We start from the raw sequence: 24,668 nt of genomic DNA on the forward strand, positions 1-24,668 counted from the left end.
CCGCTCGGTGGGCGCGAACGGCACGCACCGTCGCCGAGCCCGCGAGGCTCAGCGCACCGCCTCGAGGAACTTGGCGGTACGTTCGTTGGTCGGCGCCTCGAAGATCTGCTCCGGCGGCCCCTGCTCGATGATCCGGCCCTTGTCGAACATCATGATCCGGTCCGACACCTCACGCGCGAACCGCATCTCGTGGGTGACGATCAGCATGGTGATATCGGTGGTCTCGGCGATGGTGCGCAGCACGTCGAGCACGTCGCCGACCAGCTCCGGGTCCAGCGCCGAGGTGACCTCGTCGAGCAGCATCACCTTCGGATCCATCGCACAGCAGCGCGCGATCGCCACCCGCTGCTGCTGCCCACCCGAGAGCTGCGAGGGATGCGCGTCCGCCTTGTCGGCCAGGCCGACCACGTCGAGCAGGTGCATGGCCCGCTCGCGCGCCTTGTCCTTGGATCGGCCGAGCACGTGGATCGGTGCCTCGGTGATGTTCTCCAGCACGGTCATGTTCGGGAACAGGTTGAACTGCTGGAACACCATGCCGATCTTGGTGCGCACCGCCCGCAGGTGTTTCTCCTTGGCGGGGACCAGCTTTCCGTCGCGCTCTGTGTGCGTGAGTGGCTCTCCGTCGACCCAGATCACGCCGTCGGTGATCGTCTCCAGCGTCATCAGCAGACGCAGGATGGTGGTCTTGCCCGAGCCCGACGGCCCGATCAGGGTGACCTTCTCCCCGCGCCCGACGCTGAAGTCGAGATTGTCGAGCACGACGAGGTCGCCGAAGCGCTTGACCACCTGATCGAATCGGATCATCTCATCAGTAGTAGGCAAGTCGCTTCTCCAGTCTTCTGATCAGTACGGAGGTCGGGTAGCTGGCGACCAGGAAGAAGATGCCCGCCATCGTGATCGCCTCCAGGTAGGCGAAGTTGCGCGCGCCGAACTGCTGCGCTGCGGTCACCAGTTCCACGACCGAGATGGCGAACAGGAACGGGGTGTCCTTGAACATCGAGACCGCGTTGGTGCCGAGCGCGGGCAGACTCGCCCGGATCGCCTGCGGCAGCACCACCGCGCGCCAGGTGCGCGTCGGCGGCAGCGACAGCGCGCGCGCCGCCTCCCACTGGCCCTTCGGCACCGCCTCGATCCCGGCCCGGTACACCTCGGCCAGATAGCTCGAATAGTGGATACCCAGCACGACGATGCCGATCTGCAGCGCCGAGAACTGGGTCAGCAGGGTGTAGGCGAACAACAGCTGCACCACCAGCGGGGTGAGCCGGACGAACTCGCTCACCGCGTGCACCGGGCCTGCGATCCAGCGCGGCATCGTCTGCCGGATGATGGCGATCACCAGGCCGAGCACCGCGGCCAGCGCGAATCCGAGCAGCGTGGCCAGCAGGGTGATCTGGAACCCGTCCCACAGCACCGGCAGTGCCTCGCGGGCACGTTCCCAACTCCAGTCGGCCATTATCCACCCACCTTCGCGTGCGCGTCGTCAGGTGCCAGGCTGAGGACTTCCTTGAGCGTGACCCCGCGGCCGAGCTTGGCCTTGGCGCGGTTCTCCAGCAGGTTCATCCCGAGGGTGAGCAGGTAGGCGAGCACGAAGTAGATCAGCAGGCCGATGCCGAAGGAGAACAGGGTGTCACCGGTGGTCTTGCGCAGGTTGCCGATCTCGTAGGTCAGATCGTGCAGCGTGATGTAGGAAGCCAGGGCGGTGCCTTTGAGCAGGTGGACGAGCAGATTGGTGAGCGAGGGCAGCATCAGCGCCCAGGCCTGCGGGAACAGCACCCGCCGCAGCCGCTGCCACGGGCTGAAGCTCAGCGCGACCGCGGCCTCGAACTGGGCCCGCGGGACCGAGTTGAGCGCGCCGCGCACTACTTCGGCGCCGTAGGCACCGTAGTTGAGGCCGAGCGCGAGGATGCCGCAGAACACCGGGTCGAGCTTGTAGCCGAGCAGCGGCAGCACATAGAACAGCCAGAAGATCTGCACCAGCAGCGAGGTGCCGCGGAAGAACTCGATCAGCACCCTTGCGGTGCCGCGGACCGCCAGATTGCGCACCCGGACCGTGGTGCCGAGCAGCACCGCGAGGACGAACGCGAGCAGCGCGCCGCCGATGGTCAGTTCCAGCGTCACGACGATGCCCTCCCCCAGAGCGGGAAGGGCATCGCGCACCGCGTCGAAGTTGCTCATTCGCGAATCAGATCTCGCCCTTGCACAGCTTCTCCGTCGTGTACTCCGGGTCGGGCAGTTCCGCCTCGGTGAAGCCGAAGTCGCCGACGATCGACAGGTACTTGTCCTTGTCGGAGGTGATCTTGGCCAGCTCGGCGTTGTAGGCGGCGAGCAGGTCGGGATCGCTGGTGCGGAACACGGTGCCGCCCGCGCCGATCTGCGGCTTGCCGTCGATGACGGCAACGAACGACGGCGTCACGTCGACCGGCGCGTCCGGGTTGTGGTTCTTGAGCCAGTTCAGCGAGATCCCGGTGAGGGCGAACACGTCGGCGCGACCGGAGGTCACCGCATCCATGCCGTCCTGCGGGGTGCCGACGAGGGTGGCATCGATTCCGAGTGACGTCGCGTAATCGGACTCGATGGCGCCGGTCATCGCGGTCATCCTGGCGCCGCTGTCCTTGATCGATTGCATGTCCGACAAATTCAGCGGATTGCCCGACTGCACCATCAGCGCGGTGGTGTACATGAATTCCGGCTCGCTGAACGAGGCCTGTTCGCAGCGCTTGGGCAGAATTGACATCCCCGCGCTGACGGCGTCGAATCGGTTGGCCTGCAGGCCGGGGATCAGCGCGCCGAACTCGGTCTGCACCCCGTCGACGGTCTCGATGCCGAGATTCTTGAAGATCTCCCGGTGTAGGGCCACGGTCGCGCCGGTGAGCTGGCCGTTGTCCTGGAACGAGTACGGCGCCTCACCCGCGAAACCCACGGTGATGGTGCCCTTGTCCTGGAGGCTCTGGAGCAGTTCACCGCTCGCGGTGGTCTCGGTCTTCGAGCAGCCGGCCAGTGCCGCGGCCACCAGCGCAGCGCCTGCGAACACCGCTGTACAGCGCTTTGTCAGGAATTTTCCGTCAGCCAATGTGGAGCCTCTCGCAAGGGTAGTGACTAAGGTGCAGGTCAGCTACCGTTTTTAGGTTGTAGGCAGATTATTCTTGCACAGCGAAATCTAGCCCCGTCAAATTCGGCGCGCACTTCGGCGTTATCGACTTGTTATCGGCAGATTAGCTTCGAATATATTGGGTAACCTGTATATCTTTTCCGTTCCGCTACCGGTCGGCTCCGGGGTCGGGAGCGGTGCGTGGCGGCCGAGGGGGTAATCGGCTGTCGCCCCGCGTGGACCAGGGACTACCCTGTGGATCCGTGATCACCCGCCTCTCCCGACTGTTCCTGCGCACCCTGCGAGACGATCCCGCCGACGCCGAGGTGCCGAGCCACAAACTTCTCGTCCGCGCCGGCTATGTCCGCCGTGTCGCGCCGGGCGTGTACTCGTGGCTGCCGCTGGGCCTGCGCACACTGCGTCGCATCGAGGACGTGGTGCGCCAGGAGATGGACGCCACCGGCGCCCAGGAGATCTCGCTGCCCGCCCTGCTGCCGCGCGAGCCCTACGAGACCACCAACCGCTGGACCGAATACGGCGACGCCCTGTTCCGCCTGCAGGACCGCAAGGGCGGTGACTACCTGCTCGGCCCGACCCACGAGGAACTGTTCGCGCTCACTGTCAAGGGTGAGTACAGCTCCTACAAGGACCTGCCGGTCACGCTGTACCAGATCCAGGCGAAATACCGCGACGAGGAGCGGCCGCGTGCCGGCATCCTGCGCGGCCGGGAGTTCGTGATGAAGGACTCGTACTCCTTCGATCTCGACGACGCAGGCCTGGCCACCAGCTACGCCACCCATCGCGCCGCCTACCAGCGCATCTTCGATCGGCTCGGCGTCGACTACGTGATCGTGGCCGCCACCTCCGGCGCCATGGGCGGCAGCGCGTCCGAGGAGTTCCTGGCCGAGAGCCCCGTGGGTGAGGACACCTACGTGCGCTGCGCCGAATCCGGCTACGCCGCCAATGTCGAGGCCGTCGTGACGCCGGCGCCCGCGCCGCTGCCCATCGAGGGACAGCCCGCCGCGGTCGAATACGACACCCCGAACACCCCGACCATCGCGACCCTGGTCGACTGGGCCAACGAGGCGAAGGTGCTCGACCGCACCGTGACCGCCGCCGACACGCTCAAGAACGTGATGGTCAAGCTGCGCCACCCCGACGGCAAGACCGAACTGCTCGGCATCGGCATCCCCGGTGACCGCGAGGTCGACGACAAGCGCCTCGAGGCCGCCGTCGAGCCTGCCGAGGTGGAACTGCTCACCGACGCCGACTTCGCCGCCAACCCCTTCCTGGTGAAGGGCTACATCGGTCCGAAGTCGCTGCAGGCCAACGGGGTCCGCTATCTGGTCGACCCGCGCGTCGTCGACGGCACCGCCTGGATCACCGGTGCCGATGTGGCGGGCAGGCATGTCGTCGGCCTGGTCGTCGGCCGGGACTTCACCCCCGACGGCACCATCGAGGCCGCCGAGGTGCGCGACGGCGATCCCTCGCCCGACGGTGCGGGCTCGCTGGTGGCCGCGCGCGGCATCGAGATCGGGCACATCTTCCAGCTCGGCCGCAAGTACACCGACGCGTTCGATGTCGACGTGCTCGGCGAGAACGGCAAGCCGGTGCGGCTCACCATGGGCTCCTACGGTATCGGTGTCTCGCGCCTGGTCGCGGTGATCGCCGAGCAGCAGCACGACGACAAGGGCCTGCGCTGGCCCGCCGAGATCGCCCCGTTCGACGTGCACGTGGTGATCGCGAACAAGGACGCCGCCGCGCGCGAGGGCGCCGAACAGGTCGTGGCCGGGCTGGACGAGCAGGGTCTCGAGGTCCTGTTCGACGACCGCACCGCCTCGCCCGGCGTGAAGTTCAAGGACGCCGAACTGCTCGGCATGCCGTGGATCCTGGTGATCGGCCGCGGCTGGGCCGCCGGCTTGGTGGAACTGCGCAACCGGATGACCGGCGAAGCCGAGGAGATCCCGGCCGCCGACGCGGTCGCGGCGGTCACCGCCAAGATCCGGGGCTGAGCCACGGTCGAACGCGCCGTTCTCCGGGGCGGCGCGTTCGGTCGCGTCCTGCGAACCTACGCCTACGTAAGAGAAACATGCAGGTCCGAGGCTCGAGCGGCGGCGTGTCGGTCGGACGGCGCTGCTAAGTTACCGGCATGACAAGTTCGCCGAGCCTGCTGTTCAATCCCGCCACCTACGACCCTCAGCACTTCGATGCCGAGACCCGGCGGTTGCTGCGAGCCACGATCGAGTGGTTCGAATCCAAGGGCAAGGCGCAGCTGCTGGCCGAGGACCGCGACGCGGTCTGGACCGAGGAGTTCCTCGACTTCGTCGCGAAGGAGAAGCTCTTCGCGACCTTCCTGACTCCGGCCGCCTATGCCGACGGCGACCCGAACAAGCGCTGGGACGCGGCCCGCAACGCCGCCCTGGCCGAGATCTTCGGCTTCTACGGCCTCGCCTACTGGTACGCCGAGCAGGTCACCATTCTCGGGCTCGGCCCGATCTGGCAGAGCGACAACGAGATCGCCAAGCGCAAGGCGGCCGCCGAACTCGATGCCGGTCAGGTCATGGCGTTCGCGCTGTCCGAGCGCGACCACGGCGCCGACATCTACAACACCGACCTGATCCTCACCCCGACCGAGCCGGGCAGCGCCGATGCCGAGGCCGGAATCCTGTTCCGCGCCAACGGCGAGAAGTACTACATCGGCAACGGCAATGTGGCCTCGATGGTGTCGGTGTTCTCCCGCCGCGCCGATGTCGACGGCGCCGAGGGCTACGTCTGGTTCGCCGCCGACAGCCGCCACGACGACTACCACCTGATCGAGAGCGTCATCCACGGGCAGATGTATGTCAGCCACTTCCGGCTGGAGAACTACCCGGTGACCGCCGCCGACGTGCTGCACGAAGGCCCGGAGGCCTTCTCGGCCGCGCTCAACACCGTCAATGTGGGCAAGTTCAACCTCTGCCACGGCGGCATCGGCATGGTGGAGCACTCGTTCTTCGAGGCCATCACCCACGCCAACAACCGCATCCTCTACGGCAACCCGGTCACCGACTTCGGTCACGTGCGTGGCAATTTCGTCGAGGCCTACGCCCGGCTGATCGCGATGAAGCTGTTCAGCGACCGCGCCGTCGACTACTTCCGCAGCGCCTCGCTCGAAGACCGCCGCTACCTGCTGTTCAACCCGATGACCAAGTCCAAGGTCACCTCCGAGGGTGAGGTCGCGATGACCCTGCTGCTGGATGTGCTGGCCGCCAAGGGCTTCGAGAAGGCCACCTACTTCGCGCAGGCCTCGCGCTACATCAACCACCTGCCCCGGCTCGAGGGCACGGTGCACGTGAACGTGGGCCAGATCCTGAAGTTCATGCCGAACTACCTGCTCAACCCGAAGGAATACCCGGCCATCGGCACCGACCTGGCGCCGGGCGACCAGGAGTTCTTCTGGAAGCAGGGCCCGGCGCGCGGCGCGGGCAAGGTGCAGTTCGCCGACTGGACCCCGGCCTACGAGGCGGCCGCGAACATCCCGAATGTCGGCCGCTACTACGAGCAGGCGCAGGCGCTGCGCACCCTGTTGCTCACCGCGGCCCCCGACCAGGACCAGCAGAAGGACCTGGACTTCATGCTGACCATCGGCCACCTGTTCTCGACGGTGGTCTACGGCCAGCTGATCCTCGAACAGGCCGAACTCACCGGCCTGGATCGCGATGTCGTCGACCAGATCTTCGACTTCCAGATCCGTGACTTCAACACCCAGGCCACCGCCCTACTCGGCAAGCCGTCGGTCACCGCGGCGCAGCGGGAATGGGCGATCGGCGCGCTGCGCAGCCCGGTCGCCGACGCCGAGCGATTCGACCGGGTGTGGCAGCAGGTAGCGGCCTACGACGGGGCCTACGCGATGCGTCCCTGACAGCCGTGGTGGCCACCGCATCGTCCTCGGTGCGGTAGCCACCAGCGGCCGCGTCGGTACCCGTCGGCCCGGCGGCGATCCGAGCCGCTCCGCCCGGCGGCGACGGGCGCGATCGGCCGGGTGCCGTCGGTGAGCCGGTCTCGTTCCGGGACGAGACCGGGCGCCTGCGCCGCGCCCGGCGGGCGGATCGGGTTCGGCGGTCTCGCGCGCGCTCAGGCCGAGGCGCGACCGGGGAAGGTCGTGGTGACCGGGTTCGTGCCGAGGATGGCCTGCCAGTGGGCTCGGCGCAGCGCGGCCTCGGTCAGCGCGTCGATCGCGGCCGACCGGACGGCCTCCTCGGTGGCCCGTTCGACCACGCCGTACCAGGCTGCGGCACAATCGGATTCGACGACGACTGCCAGATTCGCCGCCGGGATCGGGTCGTCGACCGGGAACGGTGGGGTGTAGGCCGGGGCGGGGGCCTCGGGTTCGGTGCCGCCGGTCTCGAACAGCTCGATGGTGGCGTCGCGCCGGGCGCGGTGTGCCGCGCTGAACTCGGCGACCAGGCGCGCTCGGTCGGCATTGGCGTAGGCCGCGATGACGCCGTAGGAGTACACGGCGGCGTATTCGCTGTCGAGCGCGGCCTGCAGGGCCTGACGTTGGTCGGTCATGTCAGCAGGACTCCCGCCTGGGTGGCGCAGCAGGCGCTGATCGAGGCCAGCAGCCCTGCGCGGTAACCGGATTGGGTGCGCGCGGTCGCCGCGGCGGACTGTTGCGAGTGGATCAGCTGGTCGCGCAGCTGGGTCAGGGTGAGTGGCTGGGTGGGCGTCTCGGCCACCGCCGCGGGTACCGATCGCCCGTCGGGGGCGGGAACCATGACCTCGCCGGTCCGGTGTACCGGCGTCGTACCGTCGCCGTAGACGCCGATCACCCGATCGATCTCGGTGCGCAAAGCATCGGCGTGCGCACCGCGCTCGGCGGCGATGGTGGTGAGCGCGTCCTGGTACTGCGGTGCCAGGGCGATCGCCGCCTGGGCGGCCGCGGCATCGGCCCTGGCCAGAATCTCATGGGCGGCAAGCGGATCCGGCGCGTGCACGGTGTCGTCTTCGGCGCAGGCGGCCAGCGCGGACACCACCGGGATCGCGACGGCGCCGGTGCCGAAGGCCCGGAGCACCGCGCGCCGCCGCCAGCCGGGCCGCTGCGCCACATCGGCCGGATCCCGATCCGCCCGAGCCGTCGCCGGAGGTGCCGCCGGGAGCTGCGCGGTCGTCTCGGCGGTCCCGGCGGCCGAAGCCGAGCGCAGCGGTCCGGCGAATGCCGGGGGAGTGGAAGCGGGTTCGGTGTGCTGCTGGACGATCGGTCGGGCCGGCGCACTCGTCAGCGGGCGGGAACCGTGCCGGTCGGAGCGCATGCCGGAAGGTCGCCCGGCGCTCGGCGGGGCGGTATGGCGGAAGGGCACACGCACCATCGTGCCAGATCCGTGGCGGGGACCCGACCGGTGCGGCGACACGACGGGCACGCCGACCCGGACCGGTGCACAACGCCCGGTGGCTGGTCCTTTACACTCTCGGAGCGCGTTACGCTAGACCCCCGGCGTAGAAATTTCCGATCGCGTCACAACTGAACCAGGAGCCGCCCATATGCCGATGCCGACCGAGGAAAGGGTGAGCCAGCTCGTCGCTGAGCTCGTCGCACGCCGGGGATTCGACCTCGAGGGCGTCGCGATCGCGGCCGCGGGCAAAGACGAGCTCGCACCGGTTCGGTTGCAGGTCACCGTCGACAGCGACGGCCCGGCCGATCTGGACGCCATCGCCGAGCTCAGCCGCGAGATGTCCGCGCTGCTCGACGAGGCCGCCGATTCCGGCGAGGCCGCCTACTTGCTCGAGGTGACCACACCGGGAATCGAGCGGCCGTTGACCGAGCCGCGGCACTGGCGCCGCGCCCAGGGCCGCAAGGTGAAGATCACGCTGCGCGACGGCGCGGAACCGGTCGAGGGCAAGGCGCGCTTCGATGCCCGTGCCGGTGCCGTCGGCGGTGACGGCACGGTGGCGGTGGTGCTCGGTGGCAAACGGGCGCCGCACCGGGTGCACGTTCCACTCGCCGATATCGCCACCGCCGTGGTTCAGGTGGAATTCACTGCGCCGGGCGCCGCCGAACTCGAACTCGCAGGCGGGATCGCCACGGGCAGGCCAGTACCGGGCGACGTGCCCACCGACCTCGACGCTGCAGGTCAGCACAGTGACACTCCCACCGAAGGGGTTGCGGAATGAATATTGAAATCGAAGCCTTGCGGGCGATCGTCGCCGACAAGGGCATCTCGATCGAGACCGTGATCTCGGCGATCGAGTCGGCACTGCTCACCGCCTACCGGCACACCGAGGGCCATCAGCCCAACGCGCGCATCGACATCAACCAGAAGACCGGCGTGGTCCGGGTGATGGCGCGTGAGCTCGACGCCGACGGCAACCTCGTCTCCGAATGGGACGACACCCCTGAGGGTTTCGGCCGGATCGCGGCGACCACCGCGAGGCAGGTCGTGCTGCAGCGGCTGCGCGACGCCGAGAACGAGAAGTCCTTCGGCGAGTTCGCCACCCACGAGGGCGACATCGTCGGCGGTGTGGTGCAGCGCGACGCCAGGGCCAACGCCCGCGGCATCGTCGTGGTGCGGATCGGCAGCGAGGCCAACGGTGCCGAGGGTCTGATCCCGCCCGCCGAGCAGGTGCCCGGCGAGACCTACGAGCACGGCGACCGGATCAAGTGCTACGTCTACGGTGTCTCCCGTGGTCCGCGCGGTCCACAGATCCAGCTCTCGCGTACCCACCCGAATCTGGTGCGCAGGCTGTTCTCGCTGGAGGTACCCGAGATCGCCGACGGGTCGGTGGAGATCGTCGCGGTGGCACGCGAGTCAGGGCATCGGTCCAAGATCGCGGTGCGCTCCACGGTGCCAGGTGTCAACGCCAAGGGCGCGTGCATCGGTCCGATGGGCCAGCGGGTGCGCAATGTGATGAGCGAGCTGGCCGGCGAGAAGATAGATATCATCGACTACGCCGACGACCCGGCGACGTTCGTCGGCAACGCGCTCTCGCCGTCGAAAGTGGTGTCGGTCACTGTGGTCGATCCCGACGCGAAAGCGGCCAGGGTGATCGTGCCCGATTTCCAGTTGTCGCTGGCGATCGGCAAGGAGGGCCAGAACGCCCGCCTCGCCGCCCGGCTGACCGGCTGGCGCATCGATATCCGCAGCGACGCCGCCCCGGACCAGGGCGGCACCGTCCGGCCGGAGGCGCACCGTAGTTGACGAAAACACGGGAATCCCTACCCCCGGATGACATGTTCGTAACTTCCAGAGGGGAGGGGTTCGTCGTTATGGCCGGGTCACCGGTAGAGTGGGGGAAGGACCGGCCCGCGCAATCCGTTCGAACCTGTATCGGATGCCGTCAGCGCGAGCCGTCCGCCGAACTGTTGCGGATCGTGGCGCGGCATCGGGAGTCCGGTTCACCCGGGTTCGCGGTCGTTCCCGACCCGCGGCGCAGACTTCCCGGACGGGGTGCCTGGCTGCACCCCGTTTCAGCTTGTCTGCGTTCCGCAGAGCGGCGCCGAGCATTCGGCAGAGCCCTACGAGTGTCCGGAAATCTGGATATCTCAGCCCTGGAGCAGTACCTCGAGAACAGGCACGAGCACTCATGAGCACACCGTGAAGCACCAACGATGAACGTCCATCGGAGATAACCCGAGGTCGTGCGGGCCCGCCTAGCCAGGCGGTGTTACTGCTCGACCTCTCAGTGAGGAGAGCAGTGGCAGGCAAGGCCCGCGTGCACGAGTTGGCCAAAGAACTCGGTGTCACGAGCAAGGAACTACTCGCGAAGCTCAAGGAGCAAGGCGAGTTCGTGAAGTCGGCGTCCTCGACGGTGGAAGCACCCGTCGCCCGTCGTCTGCGCGAATCACTCGCGTCGAAGTCCGCCCCGGCGACCGACGCGAAGCCGGCGGCCCGTCCGGGTCCGTCGCCGGCGGCACGCGCCGCCAAGCCGAGCCCCGGTGGCCCGCGCCCCGGTCCGCGTCCGACCCCGGCAGCCGCCGCGGCCGCTGCCCCTGCGGCACCGGCCACCCCGGCGCCCGCCGAATCGGCTCCGGCCGAGGCCAAGCCCGCACCGGCCGCCCGGCCCGCCCCTGCCGCCAAGCAGCAGGCGCCGGGTAAGCCGGGTACCCCCGGCCCGCGTCCCGCCCCAGGCGGTCCGCGTCCGGGGCAGCCGCGTCCGGGTCAGCCCGCGCCGGGTGCGCAGGCACCGCGTCCGGCCGGTCCAGGTCCCAAGCCGGGCCCGAAGCCCCCGCGCGTCGGCAACAACCCGTTCAGTTCCGCGCCCGATCGGGAGCGTCCGGCCCCGCGTCCCGCCCCGCAGGGTGGTGGCCCGCGTCCGACGCCGGGTCAGGGTGGTCCCCGTCCCGGTCAGGGCGGTCCCCGTCCGACGCCGGGTCAGGGTGGTCCCCGTCCCGGTCAGGGTCAGGGTGGTCCGCGGCCCGCCGCGGCGCAGGGCGGTGCCCCGCGTCCGGGTGGTCCCCGCCCGTCTCCGGGTTCGATGCCCCCGCGCCCGAACCCCGGTGCCATGCCGCAGCGCTCCGCGCGTCCGGGTCCGGCGGCCGGTGGCCGTCCGGGTCGCCCCGGCGGCGCGCCCGGTGGTGGTCGTCCCGGTGGCGGCGGCGGTGGCGGCTACCGCGGTGGCGGTGGCGGTGCCCCCGGCGCAGGCCAGGGTGCCGGTGCTCCCGCCGGCGGCGGTTTCCGTGGTCGTCCCGGTGGCGGCGGTGGTCGTCCCGGTGGTCCCGGTGGCCGTGGTGGCGCCGCAGGCGCGTTCGGCCGTCCCGGTGGCGCTCCGCGTCGTGGCCGCAAGTCGAAGCGGGCGAAGCGCGCCGAATACGAGAACATGCAGGCGCCCGCCGTCGGCGGCGTGCGGCTGCCGCGCGGCAACGGCGAGATCATCCGGCTCGCCCGCGGTGCCTCGCTGTCCGACTTCGCCGAGAAGATCGACGCGAACCCGGCCGCTCTCGTGCAGGCGCTGTTCAACCTCGGCGAGATGGTCACCGCGACCCAGTCGGTGAACGACGAGACCCTCGAGCTGCTCGGCAGCGAGATGAACTACGTCGTGCACGTGGTCAGCCCCGAGGACGAGGACCGCGAGCTGCTGGAATCGTTCGACCTCACCTATGGCGAGGACGAGGGCGGCGAGGAAGACCTCGAGCAGCGTCCGCCGGTGGTGACCGTGATGGGTCACGTCGATCACGGTAAGACCCGACTGCTGGACACGATCCGCAAGGCCAACGTCGCCGAGGGCGAGGCCGGTGGCATCACCCAGCACATCGGTGCCTACCAGGTGCTGACCAACCTCAACGACGAAGAGCGCCTGATCACCTTCATCGACACCCCCGGTCACGAGGCGTTCACCGCCATGCGTGCCCGCGGTGCGAAGGCCACCGACATCGCGATCCTCGTGGTCGCGGCCGACGACGGCGTCATGCCGCAGACGGTGGAGGCGATCAACCACGCGCAGGCGGCCGATGTGCCGATCGTGGTGGCGGTCAACAAGATCGACAAGGAAGGCGCGAACCCGGAGAAGATCCGGCAGCAGCTGACCGAGTACAACCTGGTGGCCGAGGAATACGGCGGCGACACCATGTTCGTCGACATCTCCGCCAAGCAGGGCCGCAATATCGATGCGCTGCTGGAAGCGGTGCTGCTGACCGCCGACGCCTCGCTCGACCTGCGGGCCAACCCCGACATGGACGCCCAGGGTGTCGCCATCGAGGCGCACCTCGACCGCGGCCGTGGCCCGGTGGCCACCGTGCTCATCCAGCGCGGCACGCTGCGCGTCGGCGACTCGATCGTGGCGGGCGACGCCTACGGTCGCGTGCGCCGGATGATCGACGAGCACGGCGAGGACGTCCTGGCGGCGCTGCCGTCGCGGCCCGTCCAGGTCGTCGGTTTCACCTCGGTGCCCGGCGCCGGTGACAACCTGCTCGTCGTCGACGAGGACCGGATCGCGCGCCAGATCGCCGACCGCCGCAATGCGCGCAAGCGCAACGCGCTGGCCGCGCGCAGCCGCAAGCGGATCAGCCTGGAAGATCTGGATGCCGCCCTGAAGGAGACTTCGGAGCTGAACCTGATCCTCAAGGGCGACAACTCCGGTACCGTCGAGGCCCTCGAAGAGGCCCTGCTCGGCATCGAGATCGACGACGAGGTGCGCCTGCGCGTCATCGACCGCGGTGTCGGTGGCGTCACCGAGACCAACGTCAACCTGGCGTCGGCCTCGAACGCGATCATCATCGGCTTCAACGTCCGCGCGGAGGGCAAGGCCACCGAGCTGGCCAACCGCGAGGGCGTCGACATCCGGTACTACTCGGTGATCTACCAGGCCATCGACGAGATCGAGAAGGCCCTCAAGGGCATGCTCAAGCCGATCTACGAAGAGGTCGAGCTGGGCCGGGCGGAGATCCGCGCGATCTTCCGCTCGTCGAAGGTCGGCAATATCGCCGGTTGCATGGTGCAGTCGGGTTCGGTCAAGCGCAACGCCAAGGCGCGCCTGATCCGCGACGGCAGGGTGATCGCCGAGACGATGACCATCTCCTCGCTCAAGCGGGAGAAGGACGACGCCACCGAGGTCCGCGAAGGTTACGAGTGCGGTATGACCGTGACCTACAACGACATCAAGGAAGGCGACATCATCGAGGCGTACGAGTTGCGCGAGAAGCCGCGCGACTGATATCGCACACCGTTCCACACGCCGCATCCGAGCTTCGGGTGCGGCGTGTGGTCATGACTGCGCCTCACGCGGGGCGAACCCATCTATCAGGAGGTGAGCACCGCTGTACATCGGTGCGCTCGAATTCGATCTGCTGCTCGGCGACGTGCACTCGCTGAAGGAGAAGCGGTCGGTGATCCGGCCGATCCTGGCCGAGCTGCAGAAACGCTTCGCCGTGAACGCCGCCGAGGCAGGCGATCAGGACCTGCACCGCCGGGCACTGCTCGGTGTCGCCATGGTCAGTGCGGAAACGGGACACCTCAACGAGGTGCTCGACAAGTGTGAGCGGCACGTCGCCGCCCGTCCGGAGATAGAGTTGCTGGCAGTACGCCGCCGGATCTTCGGACCCGAAGACTAGGGAGGTAAGGCCATGGTGGATCAAGCCAGGGCACGCCGGCTCGCCAAGCGGATCTCCTCGATCGTGGCCACCGCGATCGAATACGAGATCAAGGACCCGCGGCTGCGGTTCGTCACCGTCACCGATGCCAAGGTGACCGGCGATCTGCGTGAGGCCACGGTGTTCTACACGGTGCGCGGCGAGACTCTCGACACCGAACCCGATTACGCCGAGGCAGCCGCCGGGCTGGCCGCGGCCAAGGGTGTCCTGCGCTCCAAGGTGGGTGCCGGAACCGGGGTGAAGTTCACCCCGATCCTGTCGTTCACCCTGGACACGGTGCCAGACGCCGCCAAGGAGATGGAGGAGCTGCTGGCCAGGGCCAGAGCGATCGACGACGAGGTCGCCAAGGTCGCGGCCAACGCCACCCATGCCGGTGACGCCGACCCGTACAAGTCCGATCGCGACGACGACGGCGACGAGTAGTCCGGGATGGACGGGCAGCGCCCGGAAACGGAAGTTCGGGTGGCTACGCGGCGAGCTCGGGACATGACCAGCGTCCGGGACGCCACCGCGCTGGACGCCGCCGTCACCGCGCTGGCGGCGGCGCGTTCGGTGACGGTGTTGTGTCACGTGCAGCCGGACGCCGACACCATCGGGTCAGGGCTGGCGCTGGCGCTGGCGCTGGCCCGCGAGAAGGTGCCGGTGGCCGTGTCGTTCGCCGAACCCGCCGAGCTGCCCGCCTCGTTGCGCAGCCTGCCGGGCATCGAGCACTTGGTGGCGCCCGCGCAGGTGCCGCGAGAGGTCGATCTGCTGATCGTCGTCGATTGCGGTGCGCGCAGCAGGCTCGGCGCGCTCGCCGACCGGCTGCCCGGGGCGTCGAGCACATTGGTGATCGATCATCACCGGGCCAACGACGGCTTCGGCACCGTCGATCTGATCGACGAGTCCGCCGCCTCCACCACCGAACTGGTGACCCGGCTGCTCGACGCGTGGGGTGTGCCGATCGACGCCGAGATCGCGCACTGCCTGTTCGCGGGCCTGGTGACCGATACCGGCTCGTTCCGCTGGGCCAGGCCGGGTTCGCACGCGCTGGCCGAGCGGCTGCTCGCCACCGGGATCGACGGCACCGAGATCACCCGCGTGCTGCTCGACACCCATCCGTACGCCTGGCTGCCGATGCTGGCGAAGGTGCTGGCCACCGCGGTCGTCATACCCGCCGCCGGTGGAGTGGGCCTGGTGTACGCGCTGGTGCGCGCCGCCGACACCACCGCGGTCGGACCGGAGGAGGTGGAGAGCGTGATCGACGTCATCCGCACCACGTCGGAAGCCGGGATCGCCGCGGTCTTCAAGGAATCGCGCGGCCAGCACGATCGCTGGACGGTGTCGCTGCGCTCCCGCGATTGCACCCCCGGCGCTGCCGACGGGGTGGACGTGGCGGCGGTCGCCGCCGGATTCGGTGGTGGCGGGCACCGTTTCGCCGCCGGGTACACCACCTTCGGCACCGCGGCAGAGGTCGTCGCGGCGCTCGTCGCGGCACTGGACTGAGCTGACCGCCCACTCGCGCCGGTGTGCCGGGCCGGGCCGGCCGCATACGACGTCGCCCGGACACCGGACCACCCCCGCCGTGACAGGTGCCTCGGCGGCCGTCGACCGATGCCGCTGTGCTCGAGCCTCCGACGAGCCTCCGAGGGTGTGCGCCGTCGCCGCGGGGTCGGCCCGACCTTGCGTGGCGCGGCGGGATCGGCACCGGGCGTGCGATGTCGGTGGCGTGTGCGACGATCAGCACTCGCCGGGCGCCTGCCCGTGGCGCGCATCGACGAGGGGGAGGTGACCGGTGACAACCGCGATGGACACGGCGGGGCAGGTGGGTCCGCGGCGGATTCTCGGGATCGCCGTGCCGACGCTCGGCGTGCTGGTGGCCGAGCCGCTGTATCTACTGTTCGACATGGCGATCGTGGGCAGGCTCGGGGCGCTGGCCCTGGCCGGTCTCGCGGTGGGTGGCGTCATCGTGGGGACGGTGAGCACCCAGCTCACGTTCCTGTCCTACGGCACGACGGCGCGGGCGGCGCGCAGGCACGGGGCGGGGGATCGCGCCGGGGCGGTCGAGGAGGGGGTACAGGCGAGCTGGGTGGGGCTGGCGATCGGTCTGCTGATCCTGGTGGTGGCCCAGGTGCTGGCCGGGCCGGTGTGCGCGGCGATCGCCGGGGGCGGTGACATCGCCGACGAGGCACTGACCTGGGTGCGGATCGCGCTGTTCGGGGTGCCGCTGATCCTGCTGTCGATGGCGGGCAACGGCTGGCTGCGCGGGGTGCAGGAGGTGCGCAGTCCGCTGCTGTACGTGGTCGCGGGGCTGGTGCTGTCGGCGGTGCTGTGTCCGGTGCTGGTGTACGGGTGGTTCGGGGCGCCCCGACTCGAACTCGCCGGCTCCGCGGTGGCCAATGTGGTGGGCCAGCTCGTCTCCGGTGGGCTGTTCGGGTACGCGCTGTTGCGCGAGCGGGTGTCGCTGCGTCCCCGGTTCGACGTGATGCGGGCACAGCTGGTGCTCGGCCGCGATCTGATCGTGCGCAGTCTGTCGTTCCAGATCTGCTTCGTGTCCGCGGCCGCGGTGGCCGCCCGCTTCGGCGCCGCCTCCGTCGCCGCCCACCAGCTGGTCCTGCAGCTGTGGAACTTCCTCGCCTTGACGCTGGACTCGCTGGCCATCGCCGCGCAGACGCTGGTCGGTGCCGCGCTCGGGGCGGGAAACGCCCGCGGGGCCACCGGCATCGCCCGCCGGGTCACCGGCTGGTCGGTGATCTTCGCGCTGCTGCTCGCCGCGTGCTTCGCCCTCGGCGCCGGGGTGATCCCGCTGCTGTTCACCGACGACCCGCAGGTGCTCGACCGCACCCACGTCGTCTGGTGGTTCTTCGTCGCCATGATTCCGGTGGCCGGTGCGGTCTTCGCCCTCGACGGGGTGCTGCTCGGCGCGGGCGACGCCGCGTTCCTGCGCACCGCCACCCTGGCGGCGGCGCTCACCGGGTTCCTGCCGCTGATCTGGCTGTCGCTGATCTTCGACTGGGGAGTGGCGGGGATCTGGTCGGGGCTGGTGGTCTTCATGCTGCTGCGCCTGCTGGCCGTGGTGGCACGGGCCCGGTCGGGACGGTGGGCGAAGGTCGGTGCCGACCTGCCACGCGGTCTCGCGTAGTGGGCGCGGCAGGCGCGCGGGAACTCTTCGCGAAGTACCGCGGAACACGGCGGGTTTGGTTGCTGTTGGCGGAACAGTGGTGTTTCGGACCACCGGATCGCCTACCGTCGAAGCCAGGATGTCGAACCGTGATGGAGGCGAACGATCCGTGCGCGAGGTGAGCTGTCGGAGTGGCCGGGTGCTGGCGGCCGTGGCATTGGCACTGCTGAGCACCCTCGTCTGGCTGCCGCCCGCGGCGCGGGCGGCACCCGGCGAGCTGGTCTCGCATACACCTCAGCCGCCCGGCTGGGGTGTATGGGGCAACGCCGCCATCGTCGAGTACCGCACCGAAGGCGCCACCGGTGCCACCGCGACCGCGGCGGGACTGTTGCTGCTCCCGGACGCCCCCGCTCCGGCGGGCGGGTATCCGGTGGTGGCCTGGGACCACGGAACCAGTGGTCTCGGCCCGCAGTGCGGGATCACCAGCACCGCGGCGGTGCACGAGCACGACCTGCTGCGCGCGTTCCTCGATCGCGGCTGGGCCGTGGCCGCGCCGGACTATCTCGGGCTGTCCGCCGGTGCCGATACCGTGCATCCCTACCTGCACACCCGCACCGAGGCGACCGCGACGATCGACCTCGTGCGCGCCGCTCGCGCCGCGGTGCCGCAGCTCTCGGCCACCTGGGCAGTGGTCGGTGGGTCGCAAGGCGGCCATGCGGCGCTGGCCACCGGCAACCTCGCCGAGGACTACGCGCCGGAACTGGACTTCCGCGGCACCGCCGCCCTGGCGCCCGCCTCGAACTTCGAGCAGATCCTGTCCCGGCTCGACCCGGCGGTGCCGAACCTGCCGATCGTCGACGAGCTGGTCGGTCCGTTCGCGGGCATCCTGGCCGGACTGCGCGCCACCCGCCCCGATCTGGACGTGAACGGCCTGCTTTCCCCACGCGGCAGGGAGATCGTCGACACCATCGCCACCAGCTGCGTCGATGACTTCGGTGCGGTGGTCGGCGGTGCGTCGATCGGTGCGCTGCTGGCGCGGCCGGTGGCCGCCGAGGGGATCGGCGCCGCCTTACGCGACTACATGATCGTTCCCACGGTCGGTTACCGGCAGCCGATCCTGATCGTCCACGGCCTAGCCGACACGGTGGTCCCGTTGCCGATGACCTACGCGCTGCTCGCCCAGATGCGGGCCGCCGGCACCGCCGTCGAATTCGGGCAGTACCAGGGCGGGCACCCCGAGATCGACGCCGAGTCGCGGCCGCGGGTGCTGGCCTTCGTGGACGGACTGTTCCGCGCCTGACCCCGCACGGTGACGGACCCGCGCGCGTGGCGGAGCGGGGCCTGCGCACCGGATGCCTGATCGAGCTGTCGTGGTCCCGGCGCCACCGAGGTGGACCAGCGGTGTGCCGTCGGCGGCAGTGTGCCACTGTGGACAGCGTGATACCGAAGTTGATGGCGGTCAGCGATGTGCACGTGGGGCATCAGGGCAACAAGCCGGTGGTGGAGCAGATCCAGCCCGATTCGCCGGAGGACTGGCTGATCGTCGCCGGTGACGTGGGGGAGAAGGCCGAGGAGGTGCGCTGGGCGCTGGAGTTGCTGCGGCGGCGTTTCGCCAAGGTGATCTGGGTGCCGGGCAATCACGAGCTGTGGACCACGCCCAAGGACCCGGTGCAGATGCACGGCGCCGCCCGCTACGAGTATCTCGTCGCCATGTGCCGCGACCTCGATGTGGTCACCCCGGAGGATCCGTTCCCGGTCTGGACCGGGTCCGGCGCGGAGGTCTACGGCGGCCGGGTCACCATCGCGCCGATGTTCCTGCTCTACGACTACTCGTGGCTGCCGGACGGGACACGGACCAAGACCGAGGGGCTCGCGGTGGCGCGCGAGCGCAATGTGGTGGCCACCGACGAGTTCCTGCTGAGCCCCGACCCGTACCTGACCCGCGATGCCTGGTGCCACGCCCGCGTGCAGTACACACAGCGCCGCCTCGACGCGCTTGGCCCGGACACCCCGGTGGTACTGGTCAACCACTTCCCGCTGGTCCGGCAGCCCACCGACATCCTGTTCTACCCCGAGTTCTCGATGTGGTGCGGCACCGATCTGACCGCCGACTGGCACACCAGCTACAACGTGGTGTGCGCCGTCTACGGTCACCTGCACATCCCGCGCACCACCTACTATGACGGCGTCCGCTTCGAGGAGGTCTCCCTCGGCTACCCGCGCGAATGGAAGCGCCGCGGCATGCCAGAGCCCCTGCTGCGCCAGATCCTGCCCGAACCCGTCTACGCCGAGGGTGCCCTGAACGCCTGGGGCGGGCACTTCACGGTCACCCCGGAGATGGAGGCCGCCGCGGCGGAGATGCGCGCGAAGGCCGACCGTCGGCGCGGCCTTTGACCGCGATTTGCTTTGAGATTCGACGACTGATTTGGTGATGAACATGGGTAACTCATCGGGTACGGGCAAACTGGCTACCTGCCGACCCGCCAGTCGCCGAACCCGCCGGACAACGACCCGGGGCCGGCCATGAGTCGCGGGGAGGCGGGCTTGCTCGACAACATTTTGCCGTCAGGGGTGGCCGCTGCCGAGCTGCGGGCCTACCCCGCGGATCTGAAGGCGCACCCGGCCGAGGAGCACCTCATCGCGAAGGCCGTCGAGAAGCGGCGCCGCGACTTCATCGGCGCCCGCCACTGCGCGCGCCTCGCTCTCGAACAGCTCGGTGAGCCGCCGGTGGCGATCGGCAAGGGTGAGCGGGGGATGCCGCTGTTCCCGCGCGGGGTTGTCGGCAGCCTGACCCACTGCGACGGCTACCGCGCCGCCGCGCTCACCCACGCGCTGCGCTTCCGCTCGGTCGGGATCGACGCCGAACCGCATGGTGAACTTCCCGAAGGGGTTCTGGATTCGGTGAGCCTGCCCGCCGAACGCGACTGGCTGGCGAGCGCGCCCGCCGACGGCCTGCACCTGGACCGGCTGCTGTTCTGCGCGAAGGAGGCCACCTACAAGGCCTGGTTCCCGCTGACCCAGCGCTGGCTGGGATTCGAGGACGCGCACATCACCTTCGAGATCGATTCCCGCACCGCGGATTCCGGATCGGGCACGTTCCACACGCAACTGCTCGTGCCAGGAATGACGAACGACGGCGGCACCCCGCTGATCACGTTCGACGGCCGCTGGCTGATCGCCGACGGGCTGATCCTGACCGCGATCGCGCACGGCTGATGGCCGCGCGCACCCCCGCGGTCGACCAGCTGGGCGGACTGCTGATCGTCGACAAGGACCAGGGCTGGACCAGCCACGATGTGGTCGCTCGCAGCCGGAAGCTGTTGCGTACCAAGAAGGTCGGGCACGCGGGCACCCTCGATCCGATGGCGACCGGCGTGCTCGTGCTCGGCGTGGAGCGGGCCACCAAGCTGCTGGGTCAGCTGATCCTCACCACCAAGGCCTACACGGCGACCATCCGGCTCGGCCAGACCACGATCACCGACGATGCCGAGGGCGAGGTCACCGCGACCACCTCGGCAGCGCATGTCACCGACGCGCGAATCGCGGCGGGCATCGCCGCGCTGACCGGCGACATCCAGCAGGTGCCCGCCACCGTCAGCGCCATCAAAGTCGACGGCGAGCGCGCCTACGCCCGTGCCCGCGCGGGAGAGGACGTGCAGCTGGCCGCGCGCCCGGTCACCGTCTCGCGTTTCGAGGTCAGGGCCCGGCGCGAGGTCGGCGAGTTCGTCGACCTCGACGTGGAAGTCGACTGCTCCTCGGGAACCTACATCCGCGCACTGGCCCGCGACCTCGGTGCGGACCTCGGCGTCGGCGGCCACCTGACCGCGCTGCGCCGCACCAGAGTGGGCCCGTTCACCCTCGACCACGCCCGCACCGTCGACCAGCTGGCCGCCGCCGCGGAAGCAGGCGAGCCGCTGCTCAGCCTGGATATCGACACCGCCGTGCGGACCGCCTTCCCGCACCGCGAGATCGACGACACCCAGGCGGACGACCTGCGCAACGGTCGCTGGCTCGACCCGATCGGCATCAAGGGCGTCTATGCCGCCATCGATCCCGCCGGGCGTGCCATCGCCCTGCTCCAGGAGAGCGGCAAGCGCGCCGCCTCGGTGATGGTGGTCCGTCCGCGGGGCATCGGCGAGTGAGCCGTTCCGGCGGAACGGCCATCGTGCGGTGACGACTGGGTATGGTCGGGAGGACTACCGGTCAACCCCGCTGGACCGGGGCTAACGCCCGATCGGCGGCGGGCGATAGCGTTGACGTATGGCCGTCGTTTCCGAGGGGTGAGCTATGGCCGCTGCGCACAAGGTCTGGATCGGGATCGTCGCCGGGGTGACGCTGCTGCTCTCGGGATGCGCGGAAGGCGAACCGGCATCGCCGAGCAGGTCCGGCACCACGGTGTCGACGGTGCCGTTCGCCGCCCCACCCACCGAGCAGGCCGGCACCGCTGCGTCCGTGGACCTCGGCGTCGCACCGACCTACGTCACCACGCCCGCCCAGCCCGTTCCGCCGCCCACCCCGGCGGTCGGCACCATCGCCGTGCGCACCGAGACCCTGTCCGGCGCACCGGTACCGAACGTCCCGGTGTGGATCGGCCTGCACCAGCCCTGCGACCCGGCCGGACACGACATTCCACTCGGCGAGACCACCGAGACCCAGCGCCAGGAGGCGGTGACCGATGCCGACGGGCGTGCCGTTTTCACCGCCCAGGTCGGCTGCTACTACTTCGGGATGACCGCGCCCGCGGGGACCCACCCGGTTCCCGAGGGCATGCACACCGCGTTCGTCACCGCGGGTGGACAGACCGTCGAGGGCACACTGCGCTTCCGGGACACCCCGGCACCGGGTCCCTGCCATCCCGACGGCATCTCCGCCGACCTCGGCATGCTCGACAACGCGACCGTCACCTGGTGTGACGGCACCTGGGCGGTCATCTCCTTCGACACACCCGGCGACAACCAGCGCATCGTGCACCGCGTCGACGGCACCTGGACCGCGTACGTGCGCTTCCCGCACGAGGTCTGCTGGAGTACCGCCGAGGCCGACGGTGTACCCGCCGACCTGCGGCGCTACTTCACCTGCTGAGGCGGACCGCTCAGGCGGTCAACCAAATCGCTTCGGCGGCAAGGGTGCCCAGTTCGGTGGGTGCCTCGGCGGCGGCGATGCGCACCGCGATGGTGCCCGCGAAGTCGCGACGTTCCTCGACCGCGATCACCGTGTCGAGGGCGATACCGACCGAATCGAAATAGCGCAGCATCGCCGGATCGGAATCGGAGATGCGCGCCACCCGGCCGGACTCGCCCGCCGCGAAGTCCGACAGCCGCCGGGCCGGGGGCGTCGGCACCGCGCCGTCGGCCGAGGGGATCGGGTCGCCGTGCGGATCGCGGTCGGGGTGGCCGAGTTTCGCGTCGATGCGCGACATCAGCAGTTCCGAGACCGCGTGCTCGAGCACCTCGGCCTCGTCGTGCACCTCGTCCCAGCCGTAGCCGAGCTCGTGCACCAGGAACGTCTCGATCAGCCGATGACGCCGCACCATCGCGACCGCCGCGCGCCTGCCGTGCTCGGTCAGGGTGATCGACCCGTAGCGCTCGTGCTCGACCAGTCCCTGATCCGACAGCTTGCGCACCGCCTCCGACACCGTCGAGGCCGAAACCCCGATCCGCTCGGCGAGCAGCTTGGTCGACACCTTCTCCTGTGACCACTCCTGTGCGGTCCAGATGACCTTCAGATAGTCCTGCGCCACCGCGGACAATTCGGGCGCGAGTGTCGCGGTGGCGGCGAGTTCGGCCTGCTCACCGGGTTGCGTCGACGCGTGGCGGGCGGCGGCCTCTCGTTTACCTGGCACATCAATGATGTTAGGCATCCCTGGCCCGAATGACACATCGGCGAACCGGCACGGCGTGGCCGAAACGCTTTGCGTAGGCTTCGCTCTGTGCAGAGATGGCGAAGTCTCGACGAGGTGCCCGCGGATTGGGGGCGCTGCGTCCTCACGATCGGAGTGTTCGACGGCGTACATCGCGGGCACGCGCAGCTGGTCGGCCGCGCGGTGGCCGCGGCGCGCCGACGCGGCGTCCCCGCGGTGCTGATGACCTTCGATCCGCATCCGATGGAAGTGGTGCGGCCGGGATCGCATCCAGCGCAGCTCACCACCCTGACCCGGCGCGCCGAACTCGCCGAGGAATTGGGCATCGACGTGTTCTGCGTGATGCCGTTCACGCAGGAGTTCATGAAGCTCACCCCGTCGGGGTATGTGCACGATCTGCTGGTGGAGCGGCTGCACGTCACCGAGGTCGTGGTCGGCGACAACTTCACCTTCGGCAAGAAGGCCGCGGGCACCGTCGACACCATGCGCGAGCTCGGTAAGCGCTTCGGCTTCGCCGTCGACGGCGTCACCCTGCTCGGCGAACACGCCGTCACATTCTCCTCCACCTACATCCGCGCCTGTGTCGACGCGGGCGATATGGCCGCCGCCGCCGAAGCGCTCGGCCGCCCACACCGGGTCGAGGGCGTGGTCGTGCACGGTGACGGGCGCGGGCGCGGACTCGGCTTCCCGACCGCCAACGTCGCACCGCCCATGCACGCGGCCATCCCGGCCGACGGGGTGTACGCGGGCTGGTTCACCGTGCTCGGCCCCGGCCCGACCATCGGCACCGTCGAACCGGGCGAGCGCGCGATGGCCGCGATCTCGGTGGGCACCAACCCCACCTTCTCCGGCCGCGCCCGCACCGTGGAGGCCTTTGTGCTCGACGGCGAGGCCGACCTGTACGGCCAGCACGTGGCGGTCGACTTCGTCGACCAGTTGCGTGGGATGCGCAAGTTCGACACCATCGACGACCTGGTCGAGGCCATGGGCCGCGATGTAGAGGCCGCGCGCAAGGTGCTCACCGCCGCCGAGGCCTGAGGCCGGTTTCACTCCGTGTCGAGGGTCGAGTAAAGTGGCTCCTCGGGTTTGCTGCGGTCTGCGGTGGCGCCCACCCGGCTTCGTCCGGGCTTCGAGCGCAGTCCAACGGTATTCCTCGCGCGAGCGGGGATGAGCCATGAGAATGAGGAGTCGAGCCGCATGGCGCTGACCACTGAGCAGAAGTCGGCCATCCTGGCCGAGTACGGCCTGCACGAGAAGGACACCGGTTCGCCGGAGGCCCAGATCGCGCTGCTGTCGAAGCGGATCTCGGATCTGACCGAGCATCTCAAGAAGCACAAGCACGATCACCACACCCGGCACGGCCTGCTGGCCCTGATCGGTCGTCGTCGTCGCCTGTCGAAGTACCTGCAGGCCAAGGACATCGAGCGCTACCGTTCGCTCATCGAGCGTCTCGGCCTGCGCCGGTAATTCTGGAGCGCTGGCGCGCTCGAGTCGCGGCCCCTTTGGGTCCCGTCGATCAGGCACCGTTGCTTGCTCCTTCGTCGCTTGCGCAACGGCG

24 protein-coding genes are annotated in these 24,668 nt (G+C 69.6%); 17 read left to right on the forward strand and 7 right to left on the reverse strand.

Translation table 11 applies throughout. The features are described from left to right. Positions 1-48 precede the first annotated feature (48 nt). From ehuA to ehuB, 4 genes are read right to left on the reverse strand one after another with little or no spacing between them, the layout of a single operon-like run. The gene (gene ehuA / locus ACFOW8_RS16965; RefSeq protein WP_378551585.1) at positions 49-804 is read right to left on the reverse strand and encodes an ectoine/hydroxyectoine ABC transporter ATP-binding protein EhuA; all 756 of its coding nucleotides are present in this window, start codon (positions 802-804) and stop codon (positions 49-51) included. 4 nt (positions 805-808) lie between these two features. Beyond that, entirely contained in the window at positions 809-1,456 is a 648-nt protein-coding gene (gene ehuD / locus ACFOW8_RS16970; protein WP_378552055.1) for an ectoine/hydroxyectoine ABC transporter permease subunit EhuD, read from the reverse strand. After that, positions 1,453-2,175 carry an ectoine/hydroxyectoine ABC transporter permease subunit EhuC gene (gene ehuC, locus ACFOW8_RS16975; protein ID WP_378551586.1) on the reverse strand — a complete coding sequence of 241 codons (723 nt, stop codon included), beginning with the start codon at positions 2,173-2,175 and terminating at the stop codon, positions 1,453-1,455. The genes ehuD and ehuC overlap by 4 nt, the downstream gene beginning before the upstream one ends. A gap of 7 nt (positions 2,176-2,182) precedes the next feature. Next, the gene (gene ehuB, locus ACFOW8_RS16980) at positions 2,183-3,031 is read right to left on the reverse strand and encodes an ectoine/hydroxyectoine ABC transporter substrate-binding protein EhuB (protein WP_378551587.1); all 849 of its coding nucleotides are present in this window, start codon (positions 3,029-3,031) and stop codon (positions 2,183-2,185) included. Positions 3,032-3,351: 320 nt separating this feature from the next. Here ehuB and ACFOW8_RS16985 point away from each other — a divergent pair, with 320 nt between their 5' ends. Further along, entirely contained in the window at positions 3,352-5,100 is a 1,749-nt protein-coding gene (locus tag ACFOW8_RS16985) for a proline--tRNA ligase (RefSeq protein WP_378551588.1), read from the forward strand. 137 nt (positions 5,101-5,237) lie between these two features. Next, positions 5,238-6,989, forward strand: a complete 1,752-nt coding sequence (locus ACFOW8_RS16990) for an acyl-CoA dehydrogenase family protein (RefSeq protein WP_378551589.1) — start codon at positions 5,238-5,240, stop codon at positions 6,987-6,989. A 212-nt stretch (positions 6,990-7,201) separates the two neighbouring features. Here ACFOW8_RS16990 and ACFOW8_RS16995 read toward each other — a convergent pair whose 3' ends face one another. Beyond that, positions 7,202-7,639: a ferritin-like domain-containing protein gene (locus ACFOW8_RS16995; RefSeq protein ID WP_378551590.1), complete on the reverse strand. Its 438-nt coding sequence runs from the start codon at positions 7,637-7,639 to the stop codon at positions 7,202-7,204. Further along, on the reverse strand, positions 7,636-8,436 hold the full coding sequence (locus ACFOW8_RS17000) for a hypothetical protein (protein WP_378551591.1): 801 nt from the start codon (positions 8,434-8,436) through the stop codon (positions 7,636-7,638). The genes ACFOW8_RS16995 and ACFOW8_RS17000 overlap by 4 nt, the downstream gene beginning before the upstream one ends. Positions 8,437-8,608: 172 nt before the next feature. Here ACFOW8_RS17000 and rimP point away from each other — a divergent pair, with 172 nt between their 5' ends. The 13 genes from rimP (at position 8,609) to ACFOW8_RS17065 (ending at position 22,332) form a co-directional block, all read left to right on the forward strand. Continuing rightward, positions 8,609-9,238, forward strand: a complete 630-nt coding sequence (rimP, locus tag ACFOW8_RS17005; RefSeq protein WP_378551592.1) for a ribosome maturation factor RimP — start codon at positions 8,609-8,611, stop codon at positions 9,236-9,238. Continuing rightward, positions 9,235-10,263 (forward strand): transcription termination factor NusA, encoded by a 1,029-nt coding sequence (gene nusA, locus ACFOW8_RS17010; protein ID WP_378551593.1) that lies wholly within the window; start codon positions 9,235-9,237, stop codon positions 10,261-10,263. The genes rimP and nusA overlap by 4 nt, the downstream gene beginning before the upstream one ends. A gap of 68 nt (positions 10,264-10,331) precedes the next feature. Beyond that, on the forward strand, positions 10,332-10,652 hold the full coding sequence (locus ACFOW8_RS17015) for a YlxR family protein (RefSeq protein WP_378551594.1): 321 nt from the start codon (positions 10,332-10,334) through the stop codon (positions 10,650-10,652). Between the two features lie 107 nt (positions 10,653-10,759). After that, positions 10,760-13,714, forward strand: a complete 2,955-nt coding sequence (gene infB, locus ACFOW8_RS17020) for a translation initiation factor IF-2 (RefSeq protein ID WP_378551595.1) — start codon at positions 10,760-10,762, stop codon at positions 13,712-13,714. A gap of 103 nt (positions 13,715-13,817) precedes the next feature. After that, a complete protein-coding gene (locus ACFOW8_RS17025; RefSeq protein ID WP_067492601.1) occupies positions 13,818-14,111 on the forward strand; it encodes a DUF503 domain-containing protein in 294 nt (97 codons plus the stop codon). Between the two features lie 12 nt (positions 14,112-14,123). Further along, complete coding sequence (gene rbfA, locus ACFOW8_RS17030) at positions 14,124-14,573, forward strand: 30S ribosome-binding factor RbfA (protein ID WP_378551596.1); 450 nt, start codon at positions 14,124-14,126, stop codon at positions 14,571-14,573. Between the two features lie 63 nt (positions 14,574-14,636). Then, positions 14,637-15,635, forward strand: a complete 999-nt coding sequence (locus ACFOW8_RS17035; RefSeq protein ID WP_378551597.1) for a DHH family phosphoesterase — start codon at positions 14,637-14,639, stop codon at positions 15,633-15,635. Positions 15,636-15,936: 301 nt separating this feature from the next. Next, positions 15,937-17,271 carry an MATE family efflux transporter gene (locus ACFOW8_RS17040; protein WP_378552056.1) on the forward strand — a complete coding sequence of 445 codons (1,335 nt, stop codon included), beginning with the start codon at positions 15,937-15,939 and terminating at the stop codon, positions 17,269-17,271. Positions 17,272-17,428: 157 nt separating this feature from the next. Further along, complete coding sequence (locus ACFOW8_RS17045) at positions 17,429-18,550, forward strand: lipase family protein (protein WP_378551598.1); 1,122 nt, start codon at positions 17,429-17,431, stop codon at positions 18,548-18,550. A gap of 152 nt (positions 18,551-18,702) precedes the next feature. Then, the gene (locus ACFOW8_RS17050) at positions 18,703-19,644 is read left to right on the forward strand and encodes a metallophosphoesterase family protein (RefSeq protein ID WP_378552058.1); all 942 of its coding nucleotides are present in this window, start codon (positions 18,703-18,705) and stop codon (positions 19,642-19,644) included. A gap of 150 nt (positions 19,645-19,794) precedes the next feature. After that, positions 19,795-20,466, forward strand: coding sequence for a 4'-phosphopantetheinyl transferase Npt (gene npt / locus ACFOW8_RS17055; protein WP_378551599.1), 672 nt, complete (start codon positions 19,795-19,797; stop codon positions 20,464-20,466). Beyond that, complete coding sequence (truB, locus tag ACFOW8_RS17060) at positions 20,466-21,392, forward strand: tRNA pseudouridine(55) synthase TruB (protein WP_378551600.1); 927 nt, start codon at positions 20,466-20,468, stop codon at positions 21,390-21,392. Before npt ends, truB begins: the two co-directional genes overlap by 1 nt. A gap of 145 nt (positions 21,393-21,537) precedes the next feature. Continuing rightward, the gene (locus ACFOW8_RS17065; RefSeq protein ID WP_378551601.1) at positions 21,538-22,332 is read left to right on the forward strand and encodes a hypothetical protein; all 795 of its coding nucleotides are present in this window, start codon (positions 21,538-21,540) and stop codon (positions 22,330-22,332) included. Between the two features lie 10 nt (positions 22,333-22,342). Here the strand turns inward: ACFOW8_RS17065 and ACFOW8_RS17070 are convergent, their stop codons facing one another. Further along, positions 22,343-23,110 carry a metal-dependent transcriptional regulator gene (locus ACFOW8_RS17070; RefSeq protein WP_378551602.1) on the reverse strand — a complete coding sequence of 256 codons (768 nt, stop codon included), beginning with the start codon at positions 23,108-23,110 and terminating at the stop codon, positions 22,343-22,345. Positions 23,111-23,179: 69 nt separating this feature from the next. On the opposite strand from ACFOW8_RS17070, the gene ACFOW8_RS17075 reads away from it, so the two are divergent. Further along, positions 23,180-24,148, forward strand: a complete 969-nt coding sequence (locus ACFOW8_RS17075; protein WP_378551603.1) for a bifunctional riboflavin kinase/FAD synthetase — start codon at positions 23,180-23,182, stop codon at positions 24,146-24,148. A 159-nt stretch (positions 24,149-24,307) separates the two neighbouring features. Beyond that, positions 24,308-24,577 (forward strand): 30S ribosomal protein S15, encoded by a 270-nt coding sequence (rpsO, locus tag ACFOW8_RS17080; protein ID WP_110035787.1) that lies wholly within the window; start codon positions 24,308-24,310, stop codon positions 24,575-24,577. The last annotated feature ends 91 nt before the right edge of the window (positions 24,578-24,668 follow it).

It is taken from the genome of Nocardia rhizosphaerae, assembly GCF_042650365.1.
GTDB lineage: Bacteria > Actinomycetota > Actinomycetes > Mycobacteriales > Mycobacteriaceae > Nocardia > Nocardia rhizosphaerae.